General features: G+C 42.1%; 18 protein-coding genes. 7 read left to right on the top strand and 11 right to left on the bottom strand.

All coding sequences use genetic code 11. From position 1 onward, the window contains the following. Positions 1–108: 108 nt before the first annotated feature. Positions 109–1,323 carry a pyridoxal phosphate-dependent aminotransferase gene (locus SMI_RS01505; RefSeq protein WP_000666463.1) on the bottom strand — a complete coding sequence of 405 codons (1,215 nt, stop codon included), beginning with the start codon at positions 1,321–1,323 and terminating at the stop codon, positions 109–111. Between the two features lie 155 nt (positions 1,324–1,478). After that, positions 1,479–1,781 (bottom strand): hypothetical protein, encoded by a 303-nt coding sequence (locus SMI_RS01500; RefSeq protein WP_164925505.1) that lies wholly within the window; start codon positions 1,779–1,781, stop codon positions 1,479–1,481. A 160-nt stretch (positions 1,782–1,941) separates the two neighbouring features. On the opposite strand from SMI_RS01500, the gene SMI_RS01495 reads away from it, so the two are divergent. Then, on the top strand, positions 1,942–2,394 hold the full coding sequence (locus tag SMI_RS01495) for a universal stress protein (RefSeq protein ID WP_000079151.1): 453 nt from the start codon (positions 1,942–1,944) through the stop codon (positions 2,392–2,394). Between the two features lie 58 nt (positions 2,395–2,452). On the opposite strand, the gene SMI_RS10910 is transcribed toward SMI_RS01495, so the two are convergent. Both SMI_RS10910 and SMI_RS01490 read right to left on the bottom strand, forming a co-directional pair. Continuing rightward, positions 2,453–2,575 carry a hypothetical protein gene (locus tag SMI_RS10910; protein ID WP_000693002.1) on the bottom strand — a complete coding sequence of 41 codons (123 nt, stop codon included), beginning with the start codon at positions 2,573–2,575 and terminating at the stop codon, positions 2,453–2,455. Next, on the bottom strand, positions 2,572–3,963 hold the full coding sequence (locus SMI_RS01490) for a Cof-type HAD-IIB family hydrolase (RefSeq protein WP_000452107.1): 1,392 nt from the start codon (positions 3,961–3,963) through the stop codon (positions 2,572–2,574). The genes SMI_RS10910 and SMI_RS01490 overlap by 4 nt, the downstream gene beginning before the upstream one ends. Before the next feature lie 65 nt (positions 3,964–4,028). Here SMI_RS01490 and SMI_RS01485 point away from each other — a divergent pair, with 65 nt between their 5' ends. Beyond that, positions 4,029–4,991: an asparaginase gene (locus tag SMI_RS01485; protein WP_001124787.1), complete on the top strand. Its 963-nt coding sequence runs from the start codon at positions 4,029–4,031 to the stop codon at positions 4,989–4,991. A 53-nt stretch (positions 4,992–5,044) separates the two neighbouring features. Here SMI_RS01485 and ccpA read toward each other — a convergent pair whose 3' ends face one another. Further along, complete coding sequence (ccpA, locus tag SMI_RS01480; protein WP_001090627.1) at positions 5,045–6,055, bottom strand: catabolite control protein A; 1,011 nt, start codon at positions 6,053–6,055, stop codon at positions 5,045–5,047. A 236-nt stretch (positions 6,056–6,291) separates the two neighbouring features. Here ccpA and SMI_RS01475 point away from each other — a divergent pair, with 236 nt between their 5' ends. Continuing rightward, entirely contained in the window at positions 6,292–6,609 is a 318-nt protein-coding gene (locus SMI_RS01475; RefSeq protein WP_000886035.1) for a DUF960 domain-containing protein, read from the top strand. Positions 6,610–6,653: 44 nt separating this feature from the next. Here the strand turns inward: SMI_RS01475 and folK are convergent, their stop codons facing one another. From folK to SMI_RS01445, 6 genes are all read right to left on the bottom strand, one after another. Continuing rightward, on the bottom strand, positions 6,654–7,466 hold the full coding sequence (gene folK / locus SMI_RS01470; protein ID WP_000372490.1) for a 2-amino-4-hydroxy-6-hydroxymethyldihydropteridine diphosphokinase: 813 nt from the start codon (positions 7,464–7,466) through the stop codon (positions 6,654–6,656). Between the two features lie 157 nt (positions 7,467–7,623). Further along, positions 7,624–8,178, bottom strand: a complete 555-nt coding sequence (gene folE, locus SMI_RS01465) for a GTP cyclohydrolase I FolE (RefSeq protein WP_000380923.1) — start codon at positions 8,176–8,178, stop codon at positions 7,624–7,626. Beyond that, entirely contained in the window at positions 8,159–9,481 is a 1,323-nt protein-coding gene (locus SMI_RS01460) for a bifunctional folylpolyglutamate synthase/dihydrofolate synthase (protein ID WP_000657452.1), read from the bottom strand. Before SMI_RS01460 ends, folE begins: the two co-directional genes overlap by 20 nt. A 1-nt stretch (position 9,482) precedes the next feature. Further along, positions 9,483–10,463 carry a dihydropteroate synthase gene (gene folP, locus SMI_RS01455; protein ID WP_000240961.1) on the bottom strand — a complete coding sequence of 327 codons (981 nt, stop codon included), beginning with the start codon at positions 10,461–10,463 and terminating at the stop codon, positions 9,483–9,485. A 200-nt stretch (positions 10,464–10,663) separates the two neighbouring features. After that, positions 10,664–11,371, bottom strand: coding sequence for a CPBP family intramembrane glutamic endopeptidase (locus SMI_RS01450; protein WP_000391627.1), 708 nt, complete (start codon positions 11,369–11,371; stop codon positions 10,664–10,666). Between the two features lie 52 nt (positions 11,372–11,423). Beyond that, positions 11,424–12,842 carry an NCS2 family permease gene (locus SMI_RS01445; RefSeq protein WP_000359256.1) on the bottom strand — a complete coding sequence of 473 codons (1,419 nt, stop codon included), beginning with the start codon at positions 12,840–12,842 and terminating at the stop codon, positions 11,424–11,426. A 189-nt stretch (positions 12,843–13,031) separates the two neighbouring features. On the opposite strand from SMI_RS01445, the gene SMI_RS01440 reads away from it, so the two are divergent. The 4 genes from SMI_RS01440 (at position 13,032) to SMI_RS01425 (ending at position 16,520) form a co-directional block, all read left to right on the top strand. Then, a complete protein-coding gene (locus SMI_RS01440; RefSeq protein WP_000162342.1) occupies positions 13,032–13,844 on the top strand; it encodes a Cof-type HAD-IIB family hydrolase in 813 nt (270 codons plus the stop codon). Positions 13,845–13,860: 16 nt separating this feature from the next. Beyond that, a complete protein-coding gene (locus SMI_RS10710; protein WP_231840210.1) occupies positions 13,861–14,052 on the top strand; it encodes a hypothetical protein in 192 nt (63 codons plus the stop codon). A gap of 214 nt (positions 14,053–14,266) precedes the next feature. Continuing rightward, positions 14,267–15,286, top strand: a complete 1,020-nt coding sequence (gene adhP, locus SMI_RS01430) for an alcohol dehydrogenase AdhP (protein WP_000649180.1) — start codon at positions 14,267–14,269, stop codon at positions 15,284–15,286. Between the two features lie 244 nt (positions 15,287–15,530). Continuing rightward, positions 15,531–16,520 carry a PTS sugar transporter subunit IIB gene (locus tag SMI_RS01425; RefSeq protein WP_000021971.1) on the top strand — a complete coding sequence of 330 codons (990 nt, stop codon included), beginning with the start codon at positions 15,531–15,533 and terminating at the stop codon, positions 16,518–16,520. Positions 16,521–16,525: the final 5 nt, after the last annotated feature.

Below are 16,525 nucleotides of genomic sequence, written 5' to 3'. Positions count from 1 at the left end.
CCGGCTATAAAGTGATCAGTTACTAAACATACTTTACTATTCTATCTGATTCTTTCACTTTTGTCAATAGCTCTAGGCAAATGTTTCCAGCTTTTTCGAATGTAAGCCCTATCTACGATACTGTTTCAAGAAACGAGTCATCTTTTCTTGGATTTGGGCTAGTTCATCAACACGAGGAAGGTAAACAATACGGAAGTGGTCTGGTTCCTGCCAGTTGAAGCCTCGACCATGAACCAAGAGAACCTTTTCCTGCTTCAAGAAATCAAGGACAAACTGCTCATCATCATCGATACGATACATATTGCGGTCGATTTTAGGGAAGATATAGAGTCCAGCCTTGGGTTTAACAGCAGAGAGACCTGGAATTTCTTGAATAGCATTGTAGATGAAATTTCTTTGCTCGTAAATTCGTCCACCAGGAAGGAGCATTTCATCAACTGATTGGTGACCCCCCAAGGAAGTTTGTACGACTTGTTGAGCCAAAACATTAGAGCAAAGGCGCATATTGGAAAGCATATTGAGCCCTTCTATATAGCCTTTAACGTGTGTCTTAGGACCAGACAAGACCATCCAACCTACACGGAAACCAGCGATACGGTGGGATTTTGATAGACCATTCATGCTAACACAGAAGACATCTGGTGCCAAGCTCGCCACAGGCGTATGCACATGTCCATCCATTACCATGCGATCGTAAATTTCATCCGCAAAGATGATCAAATCGTTTTGACGGGCAATCTCAATAATCTCCAACAAGAGTTCCTTAGGATAAAGGGCTCCAGTTGGATTATTTGGATTGATAAGGACGATTGCCTTGGTATTGGAAGTGATTTTTGACTTGATATCGTCAATATCTGGGTACCATTCTGCAGCTTCATCACAGATATAGTGAACGGCATTTCCTCCAGCTAGGCTGACAGCCGCTGTCCAGAGAGGATAGTCTGGCATTGGAACTAAGACCTCATCTCCATTGTCTAAAAGTCCCTGCATGGACATAACAATCAACTCGCTGACACCATTTCCAAGGTAAATATCATCAATATCTACGTTTGGAAATTTCTTCAATTGGCAATACTGCATGATAGCCTTACGGGCTGAGAAAATTCCTTTGGAGTCAGAATACCCTTCACTATCACGCGCATTCATAATCAAGTCATGAATGACCTCGTCTGGCGCTGTAAAACCAAATTCTGCTGGATTTCCTGTATTCAGACGTAAAATCTTTTCTCCGTTTGCTCGCATCCGCATGGCTTCTTCCAAAACAGGACCACGGATATCATAAGCAACATGCTCTAACTTACTAGACTTGTTATATTCTTTCATCTTGTTTCCTCAATTCATCAGGATAGTAACATTATACCACTAGAAAGAAAATGCGACAAGTTTACTGAAATGTGTTACTAAAATCCCACAGAAGAAAAACCTCGCTAAAAGCGAGGTCAAACAGGGAAGATAGCAGGTATTTTGCGAAAGACACATCACATACCAAAAGATAAACCTAGAAAAAGCAAGCCTAGAAAGGAGTCATAAAGAAGATTAAACATGAGGAAAAGTCCCCATATCATCAAGTAACCCCGACGCCCACTTCGTTTTGCAACCAGGAATAATAGAAAATGGTAGAGTAGGTGAAAGACTAAAAAGCCAACAAAACCTGGATAGAGAAGCGGAATTAGCTTCTCTAATTGCCAGACCATGATCACTTCTAGCAAGACTGAAACTAGGATGATTCCATAATAAAGGAAATTTGAATTTTTTGTTTCTTGAAAAGAGTGCTTCATCATTCTCCCTCCCTTCACTTCTTTCCTGCTATCCTTTCTTTTATTTTATCATATATTTATATAGATTTTAAGTGCTAATATTCTTTTAAAAAATACCTTTTTGCTTTACTTATATAGTGAAAAGGTTTACAATGATAGTAAGAAAATTTCAGGAGGTTTCATTATGGCACAACGTTACCAAAATATCATGGTCGCAATCGATGGTTCTAAAGAAGCGGACTTGGCTTTTGTCAAGGGAGTTCATTCTGCTCTACGAAACGACGCTAAACTCACCATCGCACATGTCATTGACACACGCGCTCTCCAAAGCGTATCCACCTTTGATGCTGAAGTTTATGAAGAACTCCAAGTCGACGCTGAAAGTCTGATGAAAGAGTACGAAAAACGTGCTAAAGATGCTGGTGTGGCAAATATTCACATCGTCATTGAAATGGGAAATCCAAAGACCCTACTGGCACGTACTATTCCAGATGCAGAAGAAGTGGACCTCATCCTCGTTGGCGCCACTGGTCTCAACGCCTTTGAACGCCTCTTGGTCGGTTCTTCATCTGAATACATCCTCCGCCATGCTAAAGTTGATTTGCTGGTGGTGAGAGAACAAGAAAAAACCTTGTAATCATCAAGAAAAGGAGCTCAGCGCTCCTTTTTGTTTACTATTTATACTTCAAACCACGTCAACTTCCATCTGCAACCTCAAAACAGTGTTTTGAGCTGACTTCGTCAGTTTCATCTACAACCTCAAAGCAGTGCTTTGAGCAGCCTGCGGCTAGTTTCCTAGTTTGCTCTTTGATTTTCATTGAGTATTATTTCTCTCTTTATGACGTTCATAAGCCTTGAGCTGGCGCTGCAGTTCCTGTTTAATGGCAGGTTCTGGAGCATATTTTTCTTCCCAATCATCTGGTTTTAAGATTTTATGGGTCACTGGATCAAAATGAGCCTTGCCATCTGGGAAAATTTTCCCCATATTGGCCTGATGGACAATGTCAAAAATACGTTCTGGGTCGACCCCCATCAAGACAAAACTACCATAGGTGAAGTAAAGCGTATCAATCAAAGCATCCACTTGCCCCACCAAATCTTGCTGAGCAGGCGTCTTCTTGGCTACCTTATCTGCTGCCTTATCAAGAGCTTGATGAAGTTGCGATAGGGCTTGACCAAAATCCTCTTCCGAAGGACTAGCTGCTCGAACAAACTCCACCAATTCTTCTATTTTAAAGCTAGCCCTATGGGTTGCACCTTCTAAATCCCAAGCTCGAGGTTCTTCTTGGGTTCGTTCATCCATCATATGGTGGAAGGTCTTGACCTTATTGAAATGATAGTCACGACTGACAAAGACTTTTTCTGAAGCTAGAACACCAAAATGTTCCAAGGCCTTGTGGATTCCGTCTTGCTGATTGCTGGTTGTGATATGCTTGGCAACTTCCTTGACACTGCTACTACCATTTCCCATAGCGACCGACATACCGACACCCGCCAGCATTTCTAGGTCGTTATCTGAGTCACCAAAGGCCATGACTTGGTTGAGATCAAAACCATATTCTTTCCCGACTCGGCGTATGCCTTCCAATTTAGAATTCCCTTGATTGATGACATCCGCTGCAAATGGATTACTACGTGTCAATTTCAAATCTTCAAAATCAGCTGCCGCCTTCTCAGATTCTTCTGGCGTCATCAGCATCAAAACTTGGTAGATAGGCTGATTCATTAGATCAAGTAGGTCTTCTTCCTTTTGGGGAACAACCTTGCTGACCATACGATTAAAGGAATGACTCACCGTCCGAGTTAAAACAGAGGGAACGAAGCGACTGATTCGTTGGGAAAAAGAACCCAAACTAAAGGACATGATTTTGGAACCCAACATGGCATCCTTGGTCCCTAGGGCAATCTCCTTGCCCTCTTTTTTAGCATACGTAATGAGCTGGCGCAAATGTAACTTGGAAATAGGGCTCGTGAATAAGACTTTGTCTTTATTAAAGATATACTGGCCATTGTAGGTTACCGCAAAATCCAAATCCAAATCGTCCATCAATTCCTTAACGAAAAAAGGTCCTCGACCTGTCGCTACGCCGACAAGTACCCCTTGCTCTTTGACGATTTTAATCGCGTCCTTAGTGGATTTCAAAACACTCTTGCGATCGTTGACCAAGGTTCCATCGATATCAAAAAAAACAGCTTTGACTTCCATCCTATCCCAATCTCCCCTTTTGTGATACAATGATTATACCACATTTCAGAAAGAGTGAGTAAATCATGCCTAAGAAAATCCTTGTTTTACATACGGGTGGGACTATTTCCATGCAGGCCGATGCTTCTGGCGCTGTTGTGACAAGTTCAGATAATCCCATGAACCATGTGTCCAACCCACTTGAAGGAATCCAAGTCCACTCCTTGGACTTTTTTAACCTGCCAAGCCCCCATATCAAGCCCAAACATATGCTGGCCCTCTACCAGAAAATTAAAGAGGAAGCAGATAACTACGATGGAGTGGTGATCACACACGGGACCGATACTTTAGAGGAAACAGCCTATTTCCTTGATACCATGGAAGTTCCCCATATTCCTATCGTTCTAACAGGGGCCATGCGCAGCTCCAACGAACTCGGCAGTGATGGTGTTTATAATTATTTGAGTGCTTTGCGGGTAGCTAGCGATGACAGGGCTGCGGACAAAGGGGTTTTGGTTGTTATGAACGATGAGATCCACGCTGCCAAGTATGTTACCAAAACACATACGACCAATGTCAGTACCTTCCAAACTCCTACTCACGGCCCCCTTGGTCTCATCATGAAACAGGAAATCCTCTACTTCAAAACAGCTGAACCTCGTGTTCGCTTTGACCTTGATCACATACAAGGCTTGGTACCTATCATCTCTGCTTATGCTGGTATGACAGATGAGCTGATTGATATGCTGGATTTGGAACAACTGGACGGTTTGATTATCCAAGCATTCGGAGCTGGTAATATTCCCAAAGAAACGGCTCAAAAATTAGAAAGCCTTCTGCAAAAAGGAATCCCAGTCGCTCTGGTTTCACGATGCTTTAACGGTATTGCCGAGCCTGTTTATGCCTACCAAGGTGGGGGCGTGCAGTTGCAAAAGGCAGGTGTCTTCTTTGTTAAAGAACTCAATGCCCAAAAAGCTCGCTTGAAACTCCTCATTGCCCTCAATGCCGGACTAACAGAACAGGCTTTGAAAGACTATATGGAAGGCTAAGTCTCTTCTCCAGAAAGCAAAATCAGGAAATCTTCACGATTCCCTGATTTTTTCTATTTCCGTTTTCGTGTTGAACGACGTTCTGTCAAACCATGAGGTAAGAGAACTTCACGTTCTTCCAACTCTTCCTTGTGCATAATCTTAGTCAACATACGCATGCTAATGGCACCAAGGTCATAAAGAGGTTGGGCAATAGTTGTCAAGTTTGGACGGGTAAAGCGTGAGATTTGTGAATCATCACTAGTAATGATTTCAAACTCTTCTGGCACAGACACACCCTTATCAGCAAGTCCGTTCAAGACACCTGCTGCCAATTCATCACCTGTTACAACTGCTGCAGTTGCATTTGATGAAATCAAGCGTTCTGCCAAAGCATAGCCATCTTCATAAGTGTATTTAGATTCAAATACCAATCCTTCGCTATAAGAAATCCCTGCTTTTTTCAAGGCTTCCTTGTAACCAACCAAACGAACCTTACCATTGATATCATCCACTAGTGGACCGCTTACGAAAGCAATACGCTCATTTTCTTTAGCAAGGTAGGTTACTGCATCGATCGTTGCTTGTTTGTAGTCAATATTGACACTTGGAAGCTGATGTTCTACATCCACTGTCCCTGCAAGAACAACTGGTGTTCGAGAACGAGAAAACTCTGAACGAATTTTTTCAGTCAAGTGGTAGCCCATAAAGATGATACCATCCACTTGCTTAGAAAACAGTGTATTGACAACTGAAACTTCCTTGTCATCATCCTCATCACTATTTGCAAGAACAATATTGTACTTGTACATTTCAGCGATATCATCAATCCCTTTAGCAAGCGTTGAGAAATAACCATTGGTAATATTTGGGATCACGACACCGACAGTGGTTGTCTTTTTACTTGCAAGACCACGCGCCACTGCATTTGGACGGTAATCCAAACGGTCAATCACCTCAAGCACTTTTTTTCGAGTATTCTCTTTTACATTCTTATTGCCATTGACTACACGGCTAACTGTCGCCATTGAAACTCCTGCTTCACGGGCGACATCATAAATCGTTACTGTATCGTCTGTATTCATTCCATTTCCTTTCTATATCATACCTCACGAAACTCCAAAAAAGAGACGGTATGAAAATTTCGTTTTCATGATTCTACTTATTCCATTTTATCACTATTTGTAAACACTTTCAAGCATTTTTTGAAGATTGTTTGAAAAAATTTCATAGAAAACTATGTTTATGAAGAAAAAATCGCCTTTTCTTGATTTTTAATCCTATTTGCTGTATGATAATGGAAAAGAAAGGAGGCAAAGATATGGCTTTTACCAATACCCACATGCGGTCTGCTAGTTTTGGCATTGTTACCAGCTTGCCTGATGATGTCATTGACTCTTTTTGGTATATCATCGACCACTTCTTAAAAAATGTCTTTGAATTGGAAGAAGAACTCGAGTTTCAATTGCTTAATAACCAAGGAAAAATTACCTTCCATTTTTCAAGTCAACACCTCCCTACAGCTATTGATTTTGACTTTAACCATCCTTTTGACCCTCTTTATCCGCCAAGAGTACTGGTTTTAGACATGGACGGTAGAGAAACTATCCTCCTCCCAGAAGAAAATGACCTATTTTAAAAACTCTAGCCTTCAGTTACAAACGACTGAAGGCTAGAGTTTTTCTATTTTTTCAAAGCATTATACAAGTTACGGATCGATTGCTTTAAGGTAGGATGGATAAAATGAGGCGCAATTTCCTGTAAGGACTCAAGGACAAAAAGGCGTTCCGCTATGTAAGGATGAGGCAAGATAAGGTCATCTGTATAAATAACCTGGTCCTCCACAAAGAGCAAGTCCAAATCAATCAAACGAGGCCCCCAATGTACTTCTCTCACCCGTCCCATCTCTGACTCAATGGCTAACAAGGTCTCTAATAGCACTGGAGCCGGCAACCAGGTTTCAACCTCAACCACTTGATTAGCAAAGCTATCTTGCTCGACACCTCCCCAAGGCTCCGTCGTCAAGACACTGGACTCTTTGAGAATATGGATACCTCGATTTCGCATTTTCTCAATGGCTTGCTTCAAGTTGGCTGACTTATCCCCCATATTGCTTCCTAGGGCGATAAAGGCCCGCTGCTTGCGGCGATGAATGGTTACCGAGCAAGTATCTAGTGGCAAATGCACTGGCGCCCAAGGTTTTTTCAGTTCCAGCTGAATTTCTTGGACAAGAGGATAAGCCTCAAAAGTACGTTCCACCAGTTTATAAGCTACCGTTTCAATCAAATCTTCACTCGTTTCCTGAAACCAAGTCGTCCACTGCTGACACAGTTCTCCATAATGGACAGAAGCTGTCAAATCCAAGTCTGTAGCCGCCTTAGTCATATCATAGGATAGGATTGCGGAAATAACAAACTTCTGCCCCAATTCTTTCTCACTAGGAAAAAGACCATGATAAGCAAAAATTTCCAAATCCTTAATCTGCAGTTGATCCATAAGTAGTCCTTTCTAGAAAAATCCGCCCAAAGCGGATTCTTTTTATACTCAATGAAAATCAAAGTTCAAACTAGAAAGCTAGCTGCAGGCTGCTCAAAACACTGTTTTGAGGTTGCAGATGGAAGCTGACGTGGTTTGAAGAGATTTTCGAAGAGTATTATAGTCCCATTAAACGATAAGCTTGATCTCGAAGGTCCTTATCTGTTTCAAATAGACCACGAGCTACTGTCGTCAAGGTTGCAGTGCCTGGTTTTCTGACACCACGCATGCTCATACACATATGTTCCGCCTCAATGACAACAAAGGCTCCTTTAGCACCTAGATAGTCCATCAAGGCATCGGCCACTTCGATATTCAAACGTTCTTGAATTTGTGGTTTTTTCGAATAAACTTCAACCGTACGGGCTAGCTTAGACAAGCCTGCCACACGGCCATCTGGAATGTAGGCAATGTGCGCTCTACCATAAAATGGCAAGAAGTGGTGCTCACACATGGTGTGGAAAAAGATATCCTTTTCTACCACCATATTATCGTCAATAATCTCAAAGGATTTTGACAAATGTTCCTCTGCTGTTTGACCAAGACCTGAAAAAATCTCTTGGTACATACGGGCTACGCGAGCAGGTGTTCCCTGCAAGCCCTCGCGATTAACGTCCTCTCCTACAGCCTCGATAATCATTTTTACAGCTGCTTCAATCTTTTGTGTATCCATTCTCGTTTTTCCTCTCCATCAGATAGGCTCTCACTTGGCTCAAGAAATACAAGGAACCTGTGACAATCCTAACTGTTTGTTTCTCTTCTTTTTTATCTGTCAATTTCTGCTCTAGAAAATTCTGCCAATCTTGGTAGCTGAGATTTCTAGACTTAGCTGCCTCTTTCAGCACGCTTTCATCAGTCGCCCGACTATCGTCAAAATGTGTCAGGGTAAGCTCGGTATCTGGCATGGCCCCCAGCAAGTCCAACATATCTTCCAAGGCCTTGGTTTTGATGCAGGTAAAGAGGATTTCCTTACGATAATCCGCAAAGCGTTCTTGCAAGGTTGCTATTAAAGCCTTGATAGCATGAGGATTGTGGGCCCCATCCAAAATCATCAGGGGGTCTCTTGACACAACTTCCAAACGCCCTGGCCAACTTGTTTCTTCCAGGGCTTGAGCAAGCAAAGTATTAGCTGGTAACTCTCGACCATCTTCTTGACAAAAAGTATCAAGTAAAGCTATGGCCATCCCAGCATTCTCTATCTGGTACAAACCAAGTAAACCTGTCTGGAAGCGCCCTTGCCTGACAGCACTTGCATAATCAAAGACCTCGCCTGTCACCACACTCTCTTGGTGACTGACCTGATAATCTTTCCCGTAGGCAAGTCTCGGCGCATCTTTCCCTTCCGCAATGCAGTCAATCACAGCCAAGGCTTCTGGAGCGATGTGACCTGTCACCAATGGAATTCCTTGTTTGATAATACCTGCCTTCTGCTCTGCTATGGCTCCCAAGGTGTCACCTAAAAGGGCTACATGGTCCAATCCAATAGTCGTAATTCCTGTCAAAATGGGCTGACAGACATTGGTACTATCTAAAAGACCACCCATGCCGACTTCCATGATAGCCACATCTACTTGCTCTGAAGCAAAGTAGTCATAGGCTATGGCTGTGATAATCTCAAACTCGGTTGTGCCCTGTAAACTAGCGGCTGCTCCCCCCTCCAGCAAAGACTGATAGTCTGCCATGAGAGTTTCGAGTCTAGTCTCGGGAATGGATTTCCCATTGATGCTAATCTGATCTGTGTAATGAATGAGATAGGGCGAGCTAAACACGCCAACTCTCAGCCCTAGCTTTTCTAGCAGATTTTTCAAAAAAGCAATGGTCGAACCCTTGCCGTTAGTCCCTCCGATATGGATGACCTTGAGTTTGAGATGGGGATTGCCACGCAAAGCTAACAGTTCCACCATTCGTTCCAAGCCAAAATGCGGTTGATCCGTCCGATAGTGGGCAATCCACTGATTGTTTTCAAATTCTTTCATCTTATTTATATTGTTTTAAATCTAAATTTTCCGCTTCATCAGCCAGACGAATGGCAGAGGCAATTTCAACTGCCATCCTGTGACTAGCTACGTCATGCACGCGCACCACTTCTACACCCTGTCTCGCAGCGATACTGGTTACATGAGCAGAGGCCGTGTCCCGATTGCGGAAACCAAGTTCTGTCTCAGGATTGACTTCAAAACCATTCTCCTCTAGGATATTGATGACAAATCGCTTGCGCGAAACTCCGAGAAAGATTGGATAGCCTTTCTGATGTAGTTTATCCAGGTCCCGTGAAAGAAGCAGATTTTCTTTCTTGGTCAGACCAAAGCCAATTCCTGGATCCAGCAGGATGTTTTCTTGAGCAATACCAGCTTCCTCTGCTATCGCTAGTGCTCGTATAAAGAAAGCCTCCATCAAGTCTTCGATTGGCAATGTTTCAAAGTCAGCTAACTCTTTTTCTGTAAAAGCTTGACCAAAACCAAAATGAGGAAATATAAGCGAGCTAGGATGCTGAGGTCGAGCCATGACTGGATTAAACATGATGACCACTTGCGCTCTCGCTTCAGCTACCACATGGGCCATTTTTTCATCACCCATAAGACCAGTGATATCATTGACTAGATTGGCACCAGCAGCCAAAGCAGCCTCTGCCACCTGACTTTTCCAAGTATCGATAGAAATGAGGACATCACTTTCCTTGCGAATCGCTTTAATCACTGGAACAACACGCTGGATTTCCTCTTCTATCTCAACATAGCTATAGCTACTTCCCGGCCGAGTCGATTCTCCGCCGATATCTAGCATGCTAGCCCCTTCTTCTATCAATTTACGAGCCTGCTGGAGTGCCTGCTCAAGAGCAAAAAATTGACCACCGTCCGAAAAGGAATCTGGGGTTACATTGATAATTCCGCAAATAGCTGTCTTTGCATGATTGGCTTTACTTGACATATCGGTCACTCCCTCAAGGCTTTTCACCATATTATTTCTCTATTTTACCATAAAAAGAAAAAGATGTACACGATTGCATTCATCTTTTTCCCAGTAGAAAACAAGTAAGCAATTGTCAATAATCTTATACTCTTCGAAAATCAAATTCAAACCGCGTCAACGTCGCCTTGCCGTACTTAAGTACAGCCTGCGGCTAGTTTCCTAGTTTGCTCTTTGATTTTCATTGAGTATTAAACAGAAATCCCTAATGTCCGACTCAAAATTACCACGAGAGTCAACAAACAGAAAACAACCCCATTAACAATCATGTGAAGTAAGATAGACATTTCCAAACGTTGGGTCTTGTAAGCCGTCCAAGACAGAACGATCGACATACCTCCATAAATCAATAAAGAAGGTAAATTACTTGGTTGATGCAATAAAGCAAACACAACCGTACCGACTACAAATCCCAAGTTCTCTTTTCCTCGGAAAATCTTTTTAGGAACAATCCCACGGCACAAGATTTCCTCACAAATTGGAGCAAGCAAGGCCAACAAGAAGAAACTGGAAATCAGAGAACTATTCTGAACCAAATCGTTAATCTGAGACTGGTTAGCTGTTGTCGTCTCATTTGACAGTTGTAACAAGATAGAACCAAGTATATTTGAACAGATAATGACTAAATAACTTAATCCCAATCGTGCTAGGTCCTTAGCTCTAAAAAAAGAAAAATTAAAACTTGCTAATTGCGTTTTACGAGCTCCAATAATAAACAGCACCAGAATCACAATCGAAATTCCTGCAACTATCAGTCCTGACTGCAACAGTGGTACTGCATTTAAAGTTAAAATAGCAGTAACCCCTACAGGAATCTGATATAAAATTGTCGCCAGAAAGAAGATTAACAGCCAACCTGCACGATTCAACAATTCTTTCCACATACTTTTCTCTTCCATCATTCATCTCCTTTGTATTAAAAAAGGGGGAAAATCCCCCTGGGTTATCCTATTATAAGGCCATGCTGATGTAGTTAAGGATAAACAAGGCATCCAAAATCCAAATCATGACATGAACATCTTTAGCTTGACCTTTGACAAGCTTAGTCAAAGTGTAAGTCAAGAAACCAACTGCAATCCCTTGAGTGATAGAGTAGCTGAACCCCATAAAGATAGATGTGAAGAAAGCAGGAACTGCTTCTGACATATCATCCCAATGGATATTTTTCAAGCTAGCCAACATCATAATCCCAACGATAATCAAGATTGGAGCTGTAGCGGCTGTTGGTACAATCGCTAGAAGTGGGCTAAAGAAGCTTGAGATCGCAAAACAGATAGCTACAACCAAGGCTGTCAAACCAGTACGTCCACCTGCACCGATACCAGCAGCAGACTCAACATAAGTCGTTACGTTTGAAGTACCTGCGATGGCACCAATTGAAGTACCGATCAAGTCAGAGTAAAGAGCCTTGTCCAACTTAGCTGATTGGTGATTTTCACCATTTGTCGCTACGATACCAACTTTCTCACCTGTACCGATCAAGGTACCAATCGTATCAAAAATATCTGTCAATGAGAAGGCAAGAATGGCCATCAGAGTTTCAGGCAAGCGAGCTGTATCTGAAATCAAAGCTCCCAAACCTTCTGAACCAAGAGCTGCACCAAAGACTGTCTTCAAGTCTTCAAAGGCTGCACCAACATGGTTATTAGCAAAATCGATACTAGACAAATCTACCAAACCAACTGCGATAGCAAGAACAGTCGTTGTCAAGATAGAGAGAATAATTCCCCCTTTAATCCCTTTGATAACAAAAAAGATAGTAATGGCAAGTCCTGCAAGAGCCACCAAAACAGCTGGATTATTAAAGCTAACCAATCCTGGAACTGCTGAAGCATTTGCTGTAATCGCTGCTTGAGCCTTGTCAGCCCCTTCTCCTGCAACCGTGTAATTTCCTGGATCGATAGAGAATTTCAAAAGCCCAGCATTCTTAATCCCTACGTAGGCAAGAAAGACACCGATACCAGCTGAAATGGCTGAGCGAAGAGCGTTTGGAATCGATTCAATGATCATTTTACGAACATTTGTCAAGGTAATAATCAATGAGATAATTCCACAGATGAAGACCATAGCTAGGGCTTCTTGCCATGAATAACCAAGTCCGAATACGACTGTAAAGGTAAAGAAGGCATTGAGTCCCATACCTGGCGCTTGAGCGTATGGCAGGTTAGCATAGAAGGCCATCATCAAGGTTCCTGCTACTGCACCGATAATCGTTGCAAGGAATACACCCTGAGCAGGCATTCCTGTTTGCGAAAGAATTTGTGGGTTTACAAAGAGAATATAGCTCATTGCAAAGAAAGTTGTTAAACCAGCGAGAACCTCTGTACGAACGTCTGTACCGTTCTCTTTTAGTTTAAATAATTTGTCCATTATCAATCTCCTTTTAATTTTTACGAACAATAATAGAATTATATCATTTATCATTCACTTTTTCAATATCTTTGTTTGATTTATTTAAGAATTTGATGAAATTTCATTTTTTGTTTCGAATCTGCTTTTCTACCTGCTTTCTGTTATAATAGTAGACATCTTATCTGAAAAGACACTAGAAAGGTCCCTATGACGAAAAAAATTATTGCAGTTGACCTAGATGGAACCCTGCTCAACTCAGACAGTCAAATTTCTGACTTTACCAAAGAAACCATTAAAAAAGTTGCTGAAAAAGGCCATCAGATTATTATTACGACCGGTCGCCCTTACCGAATGTCAAAAGATTTCTACCGTGAACTTAGCTTAGACACTCCTATGATTAATTTCAACGGCTCCCTTACTCATTTACCAGATCAAGTTTGGGACTTTGAAAAGTGTTTAACTGTAGACAAAAAATATCTGCTAGACATGGTTCGACGTTCAGAGGACATTCAAGCAGATTTTATCGCTGGAGAATACCGTAAAAAATTCTACATTACAAATCCTAATGAAGAAATTGCCAATCCCAAACTATTTGGCGTAGAAGCTTTCCAGCCTGAAAATCAATTTCAGCCTGAATTGGTGACCAAGAACCCTAACTGTATTCTCTTGCAGACCAGAGCCAGCGACAAGTATGCCTTGGCAAAAGAAATGAACGCCTTCTACCAGCATCAACTGTCTATCAATACCTGGGGAGGTCCGCTCAATATCCTTGAGTGTACACCCAAAGGAGTCAATAAGGCCTTCGCTTTGGACTACTTGCTCAAGGTAATGAACCGTGACAAAAAAGATTTGATTGCCTTTGGAGATGAGCACAACGATACCGAAATGCTCGCTTTTGCTGGAATGGGCTATGCCATGAAAAATGCCAACCCAGAGCTACTCCCTTATGCAGATGAGCAAATTTCCTTGACAAATGACCAAGATGGGGTTGCCAAAACCCTGCAAGATTTATTCTTATAACCTATACTGATACTCAATGAAAATCAAAGAGCAAACTAGGAAGCTAGCCGTAGGTTGCTCAAAGCACTGCTTTGAGGTTGTAGATGAAACTGACGAAGTCAGCTCAAAACACTGTTTTGAGGTTGTAGATGAAACTGACGAAGTCAGTAACAATATATACGGCAAGGCGAAGCTGACGTGGTTTGAATTTGATTTTCGAAGAGTATGACCAGCTTGCAAGCTGGTCTTTGTGTTCTTTTCACAGTCTCATCAACCAGTTAATCGATTGTTCTACTTTTTGCCTCCAAAACCTTGGAAAAGGCTTTCTTTTGTGATATACTTCACATATAAATCCAAGAGAGCTCGTTACACTCGACTCTGTTGACAAAAAATCAATCCAGTCCCGTTGTCCCTGTTCTTGGTCAATATAAAGGAGGATAGCTATGAAAGCTGTTGTTGTAAATCCAGAAAGCACTGGTGTTGCTGTTGAAGAAAAAGTACTCCGCCCACTTGAAACTGGGGAAGCACTTGTAGAAATTGAATACTGTGGCGTTTGCCACACCGACCTCCACGTTGCTCATGGTGACTTTGGTCAAGTACCAGGACGTGTTCTTGGCCACGAAGGTGTTGGTATCGTTAAAGAAATTGCCCCAGATGTGAAAAGCCTTAAAATCGGTGACCGCGTCAGCGTTGCTTGGTTCTTCGAAGGATGTGGTACTTGCGAATACTGTACAACTGGCCGAGAAACCCTTTGCCGTACAGTAAAAAATGCTGGCTACTCAGTAGACGGTGGTATGGCTGAACAATGTATCGTAACTGCAGACTATGCTGTTAAAGTTCCTGACGGACTTGATCCAGCCCAAGCTTCTTCTATTACATGTGCTGGGGTAACAACCTATAAAGCGATTAAAGAAGCCAAAGTCGAACCAGGCCAATGGGTTGTTCTTTACGGTGCAGGTGGACTTGGTAACCTCGCTGTTCAATACGCTAAAAAAGTATTCAATGCTCATGTCATCGCAGTTGATATCAACAACGACAAACTTGCCCTTGCAAAAGAAGTAGGTGCGGACATTGTTATTAACGGCCTCGAAGTTGAAGATGTACCTGGACTCATCAAGGAAAAAACTGATGGTGGAGCTCATTCAGCCGTCGTAACAGCTGTATCTAAAGTTGCCTTCAACCAGGCTGTTGACTCCGTTCGTGCTGGTGGTCGCGTCGTCGCTGTTGGCCTTCCTTCTGAAATGATGGAACTCAGCATCGTGAAAACCGTTCTAGATGGAATCCAAGTCATCGGTTCTCTTGTTGGAACTCGTAAAGACTTGGAAGAAGCCTTCCAATTCGGCGCAGAAGGTTTGGTAGTTCCAGTTGTCCAAAAACGTCCAGTCGAAGATGCCGTAGCCATTTTCGACGAAATGGAAAAAGGTCAAATTCAAGGACGTATGGTACTCGACTTCACCCACTAATCTAATAGAAACCTATTTTAAAAGTTGGAATACGCTTCCAACTTTTTTATATTAAATTTTAATATAAAAAATTACTATGTCTTCTTAAAACCTTATTATATCAATATTATTAAATACACTATTTAAATGTTTTCTTGAATATTTTATATCAAATAGTTGCTTTTTATATGAAAACGGTTTATACTTAAACAGTCTTAAAGTTTTCTTAAACGAAAACTAAAACAAAAAAGGAGGAATGACAATAATGAGTATCGGAATCATTATTGCGAGCCACGGCGAATTTGCTGCGGGTATTCATCAGTCAGGATCTATGATCTTTGGTGAACAAGAAAAGGTTCAAGTTGTAACCTTTATGCCAAATGAAGGTCCTGATGATCTATACGCTAAGTTTAATAACGCTGTTGCTGCATTTGACGCAGAAGATGAGGTTCTAGTTTTGGCTGACCTTTGGAGTGGATCTCCATTTAACCAAGCTAGCCGCGTGATGGGGGAAAATCCTGAGCGTAAGTTTGCCATCATCACAGGACTTAACTTACCGATGTTAATTCAAGCCTATACAGAGCGCCTTATGGACGCTGCTGCAGGTGTAGAAAAAGTCGCTGCGAATATCATTAAAGAAGCCAAAGATGGCATCAAGGCTCTTCCAGAAGAGCTAAACCCAGTTGAGGAAGTAGCAAGCGCTGCAGCTGCTCCAGTTGCCCAAGCTGCTATCCCAGAAGGAACTGTTATCGGAGATGGAAAACTCAAAATCAACCTTGCTCGCCTAGACACTCGTCTACTTCACGGTCAGGTTGCAACTGCTTGGACTCCAGATTCAAAAGCAGACCGTATCATCGTTGCTTCAGATAACGTAGCAAACGACGATCTTCGTAAAGAATTGATTAAACAAGCTGCTCCAAATAATGTCAGAGCTAATGTTGTTCCAATTCAAAAATTGATCGAGGTTGCAAAAGACCCACGATTTGGAGAAACACATGCCCTTATCTTGTTTGAAACACCTCAAGATGCTCTTCGTGCAATCGAAGGTGGCGTGCCAATCAAGACCCTTAACGTAGGATCAATGGCTCACTCAACAGGTAAAACAATGGTCAACAACGTTTTGTCTATGGACAAAGATGACGTTGCTACATTTGAAAAAATGCGTGACCTCGGTGTTGAATTTGACGTACGTAAAGTACCAAACGACACTAAAAAAGATTTGTTTGACTTGATTAGCAAAGCCAACGTTCAATAACAAAT

This window comes from Streptococcus mitis B6, from assembly GCF_000027165.1.
GTDB classification, from domain to species: Bacteria; Bacillota; Bacilli; order Lactobacillales; family Streptococcaceae; genus Streptococcus; species Streptococcus mitis_AR.
This window is presented reverse-complemented; position numbering and strand designations above follow the sequence as displayed.

What these genes read in the sequence shown, in the direction of transcription:
- SMI_RS01505 (WP_000666463.1), bottom strand. Translation starts at nt 1,323, where the DNA reads ATGAAAGAATATAACAAGTCTAGTAAGTTAGAGCATGTTGCTTATGAT.
- SMI_RS01500 (WP_164925505.1), bottom strand. Translation starts at nt 1,781, where the DNA reads ATGATGAAGCACTCTTTTCAAGAAACAAAAAATTCAAATTTCCTTTAT.
- SMI_RS01495 (WP_000079151.1), top strand. Translation starts at nt 1,942, where the DNA reads ATGGCACAACGTTACCAAAATATCATGGTCGCAATCGATGGTTCTAAA.
- SMI_RS10910 (WP_000693002.1), bottom strand. Translation starts at nt 2,575, where the DNA reads ATGAAAATCAAAGAGCAAACTAGGAAACTAGCCGCAGGCTGCTCAAAG.
- SMI_RS01490 (WP_000452107.1), bottom strand. Translation starts at nt 3,963, where the DNA reads ATGGAAGTCAAAGCTGTTTTTTTTGATATCGATGGAACCTTGGTCAAC.
- SMI_RS01485 (WP_001124787.1), top strand. Translation starts at nt 4,029, where the DNA reads ATGCCTAAGAAAATCCTTGTTTTACATACGGGTGGGACTATTTCCATG.
- ccpA (WP_001090627.1), bottom strand. Translation starts at nt 6,055, where the DNA reads ATGAATACAGACGATACAGTAACGATTTATGATGTCGCCCGTGAAGCA.
- SMI_RS01475 (WP_000886035.1), top strand. Translation starts at nt 6,292, where the DNA reads ATGGCTTTTACCAATACCCACATGCGGTCTGCTAGTTTTGGCATTGTT.
- folK (WP_000372490.1), bottom strand. Translation starts at nt 7,466, where the DNA reads ATGGATCAACTGCAGATTAAGGATTTGGAAATTTTTGCTTATCATGGT.
- folE (WP_000380923.1), bottom strand. Translation starts at nt 8,178, where the DNA reads ATGGATACACAAAAGATTGAAGCAGCTGTAAAAATGATTATCGAGGCT.
- SMI_RS01460 (WP_000657452.1), bottom strand. Translation starts at nt 9,481, where the DNA reads ATGAAAGAATTTGAAAACAATCAGTGGATTGCCCACTATCGGACGGAT.
- folP (WP_000240961.1), bottom strand. Translation starts at nt 10,463, where the DNA reads ATGGTGAAAAGCCTTGAGGGAGTGACCGATATGTCAAGTAAAGCCAAT.
- SMI_RS01450 (WP_000391627.1), bottom strand. Translation starts at nt 11,371, where the DNA reads ATGGAAGAGAAAAGTATGTGGAAAGAATTGTTGAATCGTGCAGGTTGG.
- SMI_RS01445 (WP_000359256.1), bottom strand. Translation starts at nt 12,842, where the DNA reads ATGGACAAATTATTTAAACTAAAAGAGAACGGTACAGACGTTCGTACA.
- SMI_RS01440 (WP_000162342.1), top strand. Translation starts at nt 13,032, where the DNA reads ATGACGAAAAAAATTATTGCAGTTGACCTAGATGGAACCCTGCTCAAC.
- SMI_RS10710 (WP_231840210.1), top strand. Translation starts at nt 13,861, where the DNA reads ATGAAAATCAAAGAGCAAACTAGGAAGCTAGCCGTAGGTTGCTCAAAG.
- adhP (WP_000649180.1), top strand. Translation starts at nt 14,267, where the DNA reads ATGAAAGCTGTTGTTGTAAATCCAGAAAGCACTGGTGTTGCTGTTGAA.
- SMI_RS01425 (WP_000021971.1), top strand. Translation starts at nt 15,531, where the DNA reads ATGAGTATCGGAATCATTATTGCGAGCCACGGCGAATTTGCTGCGGGT.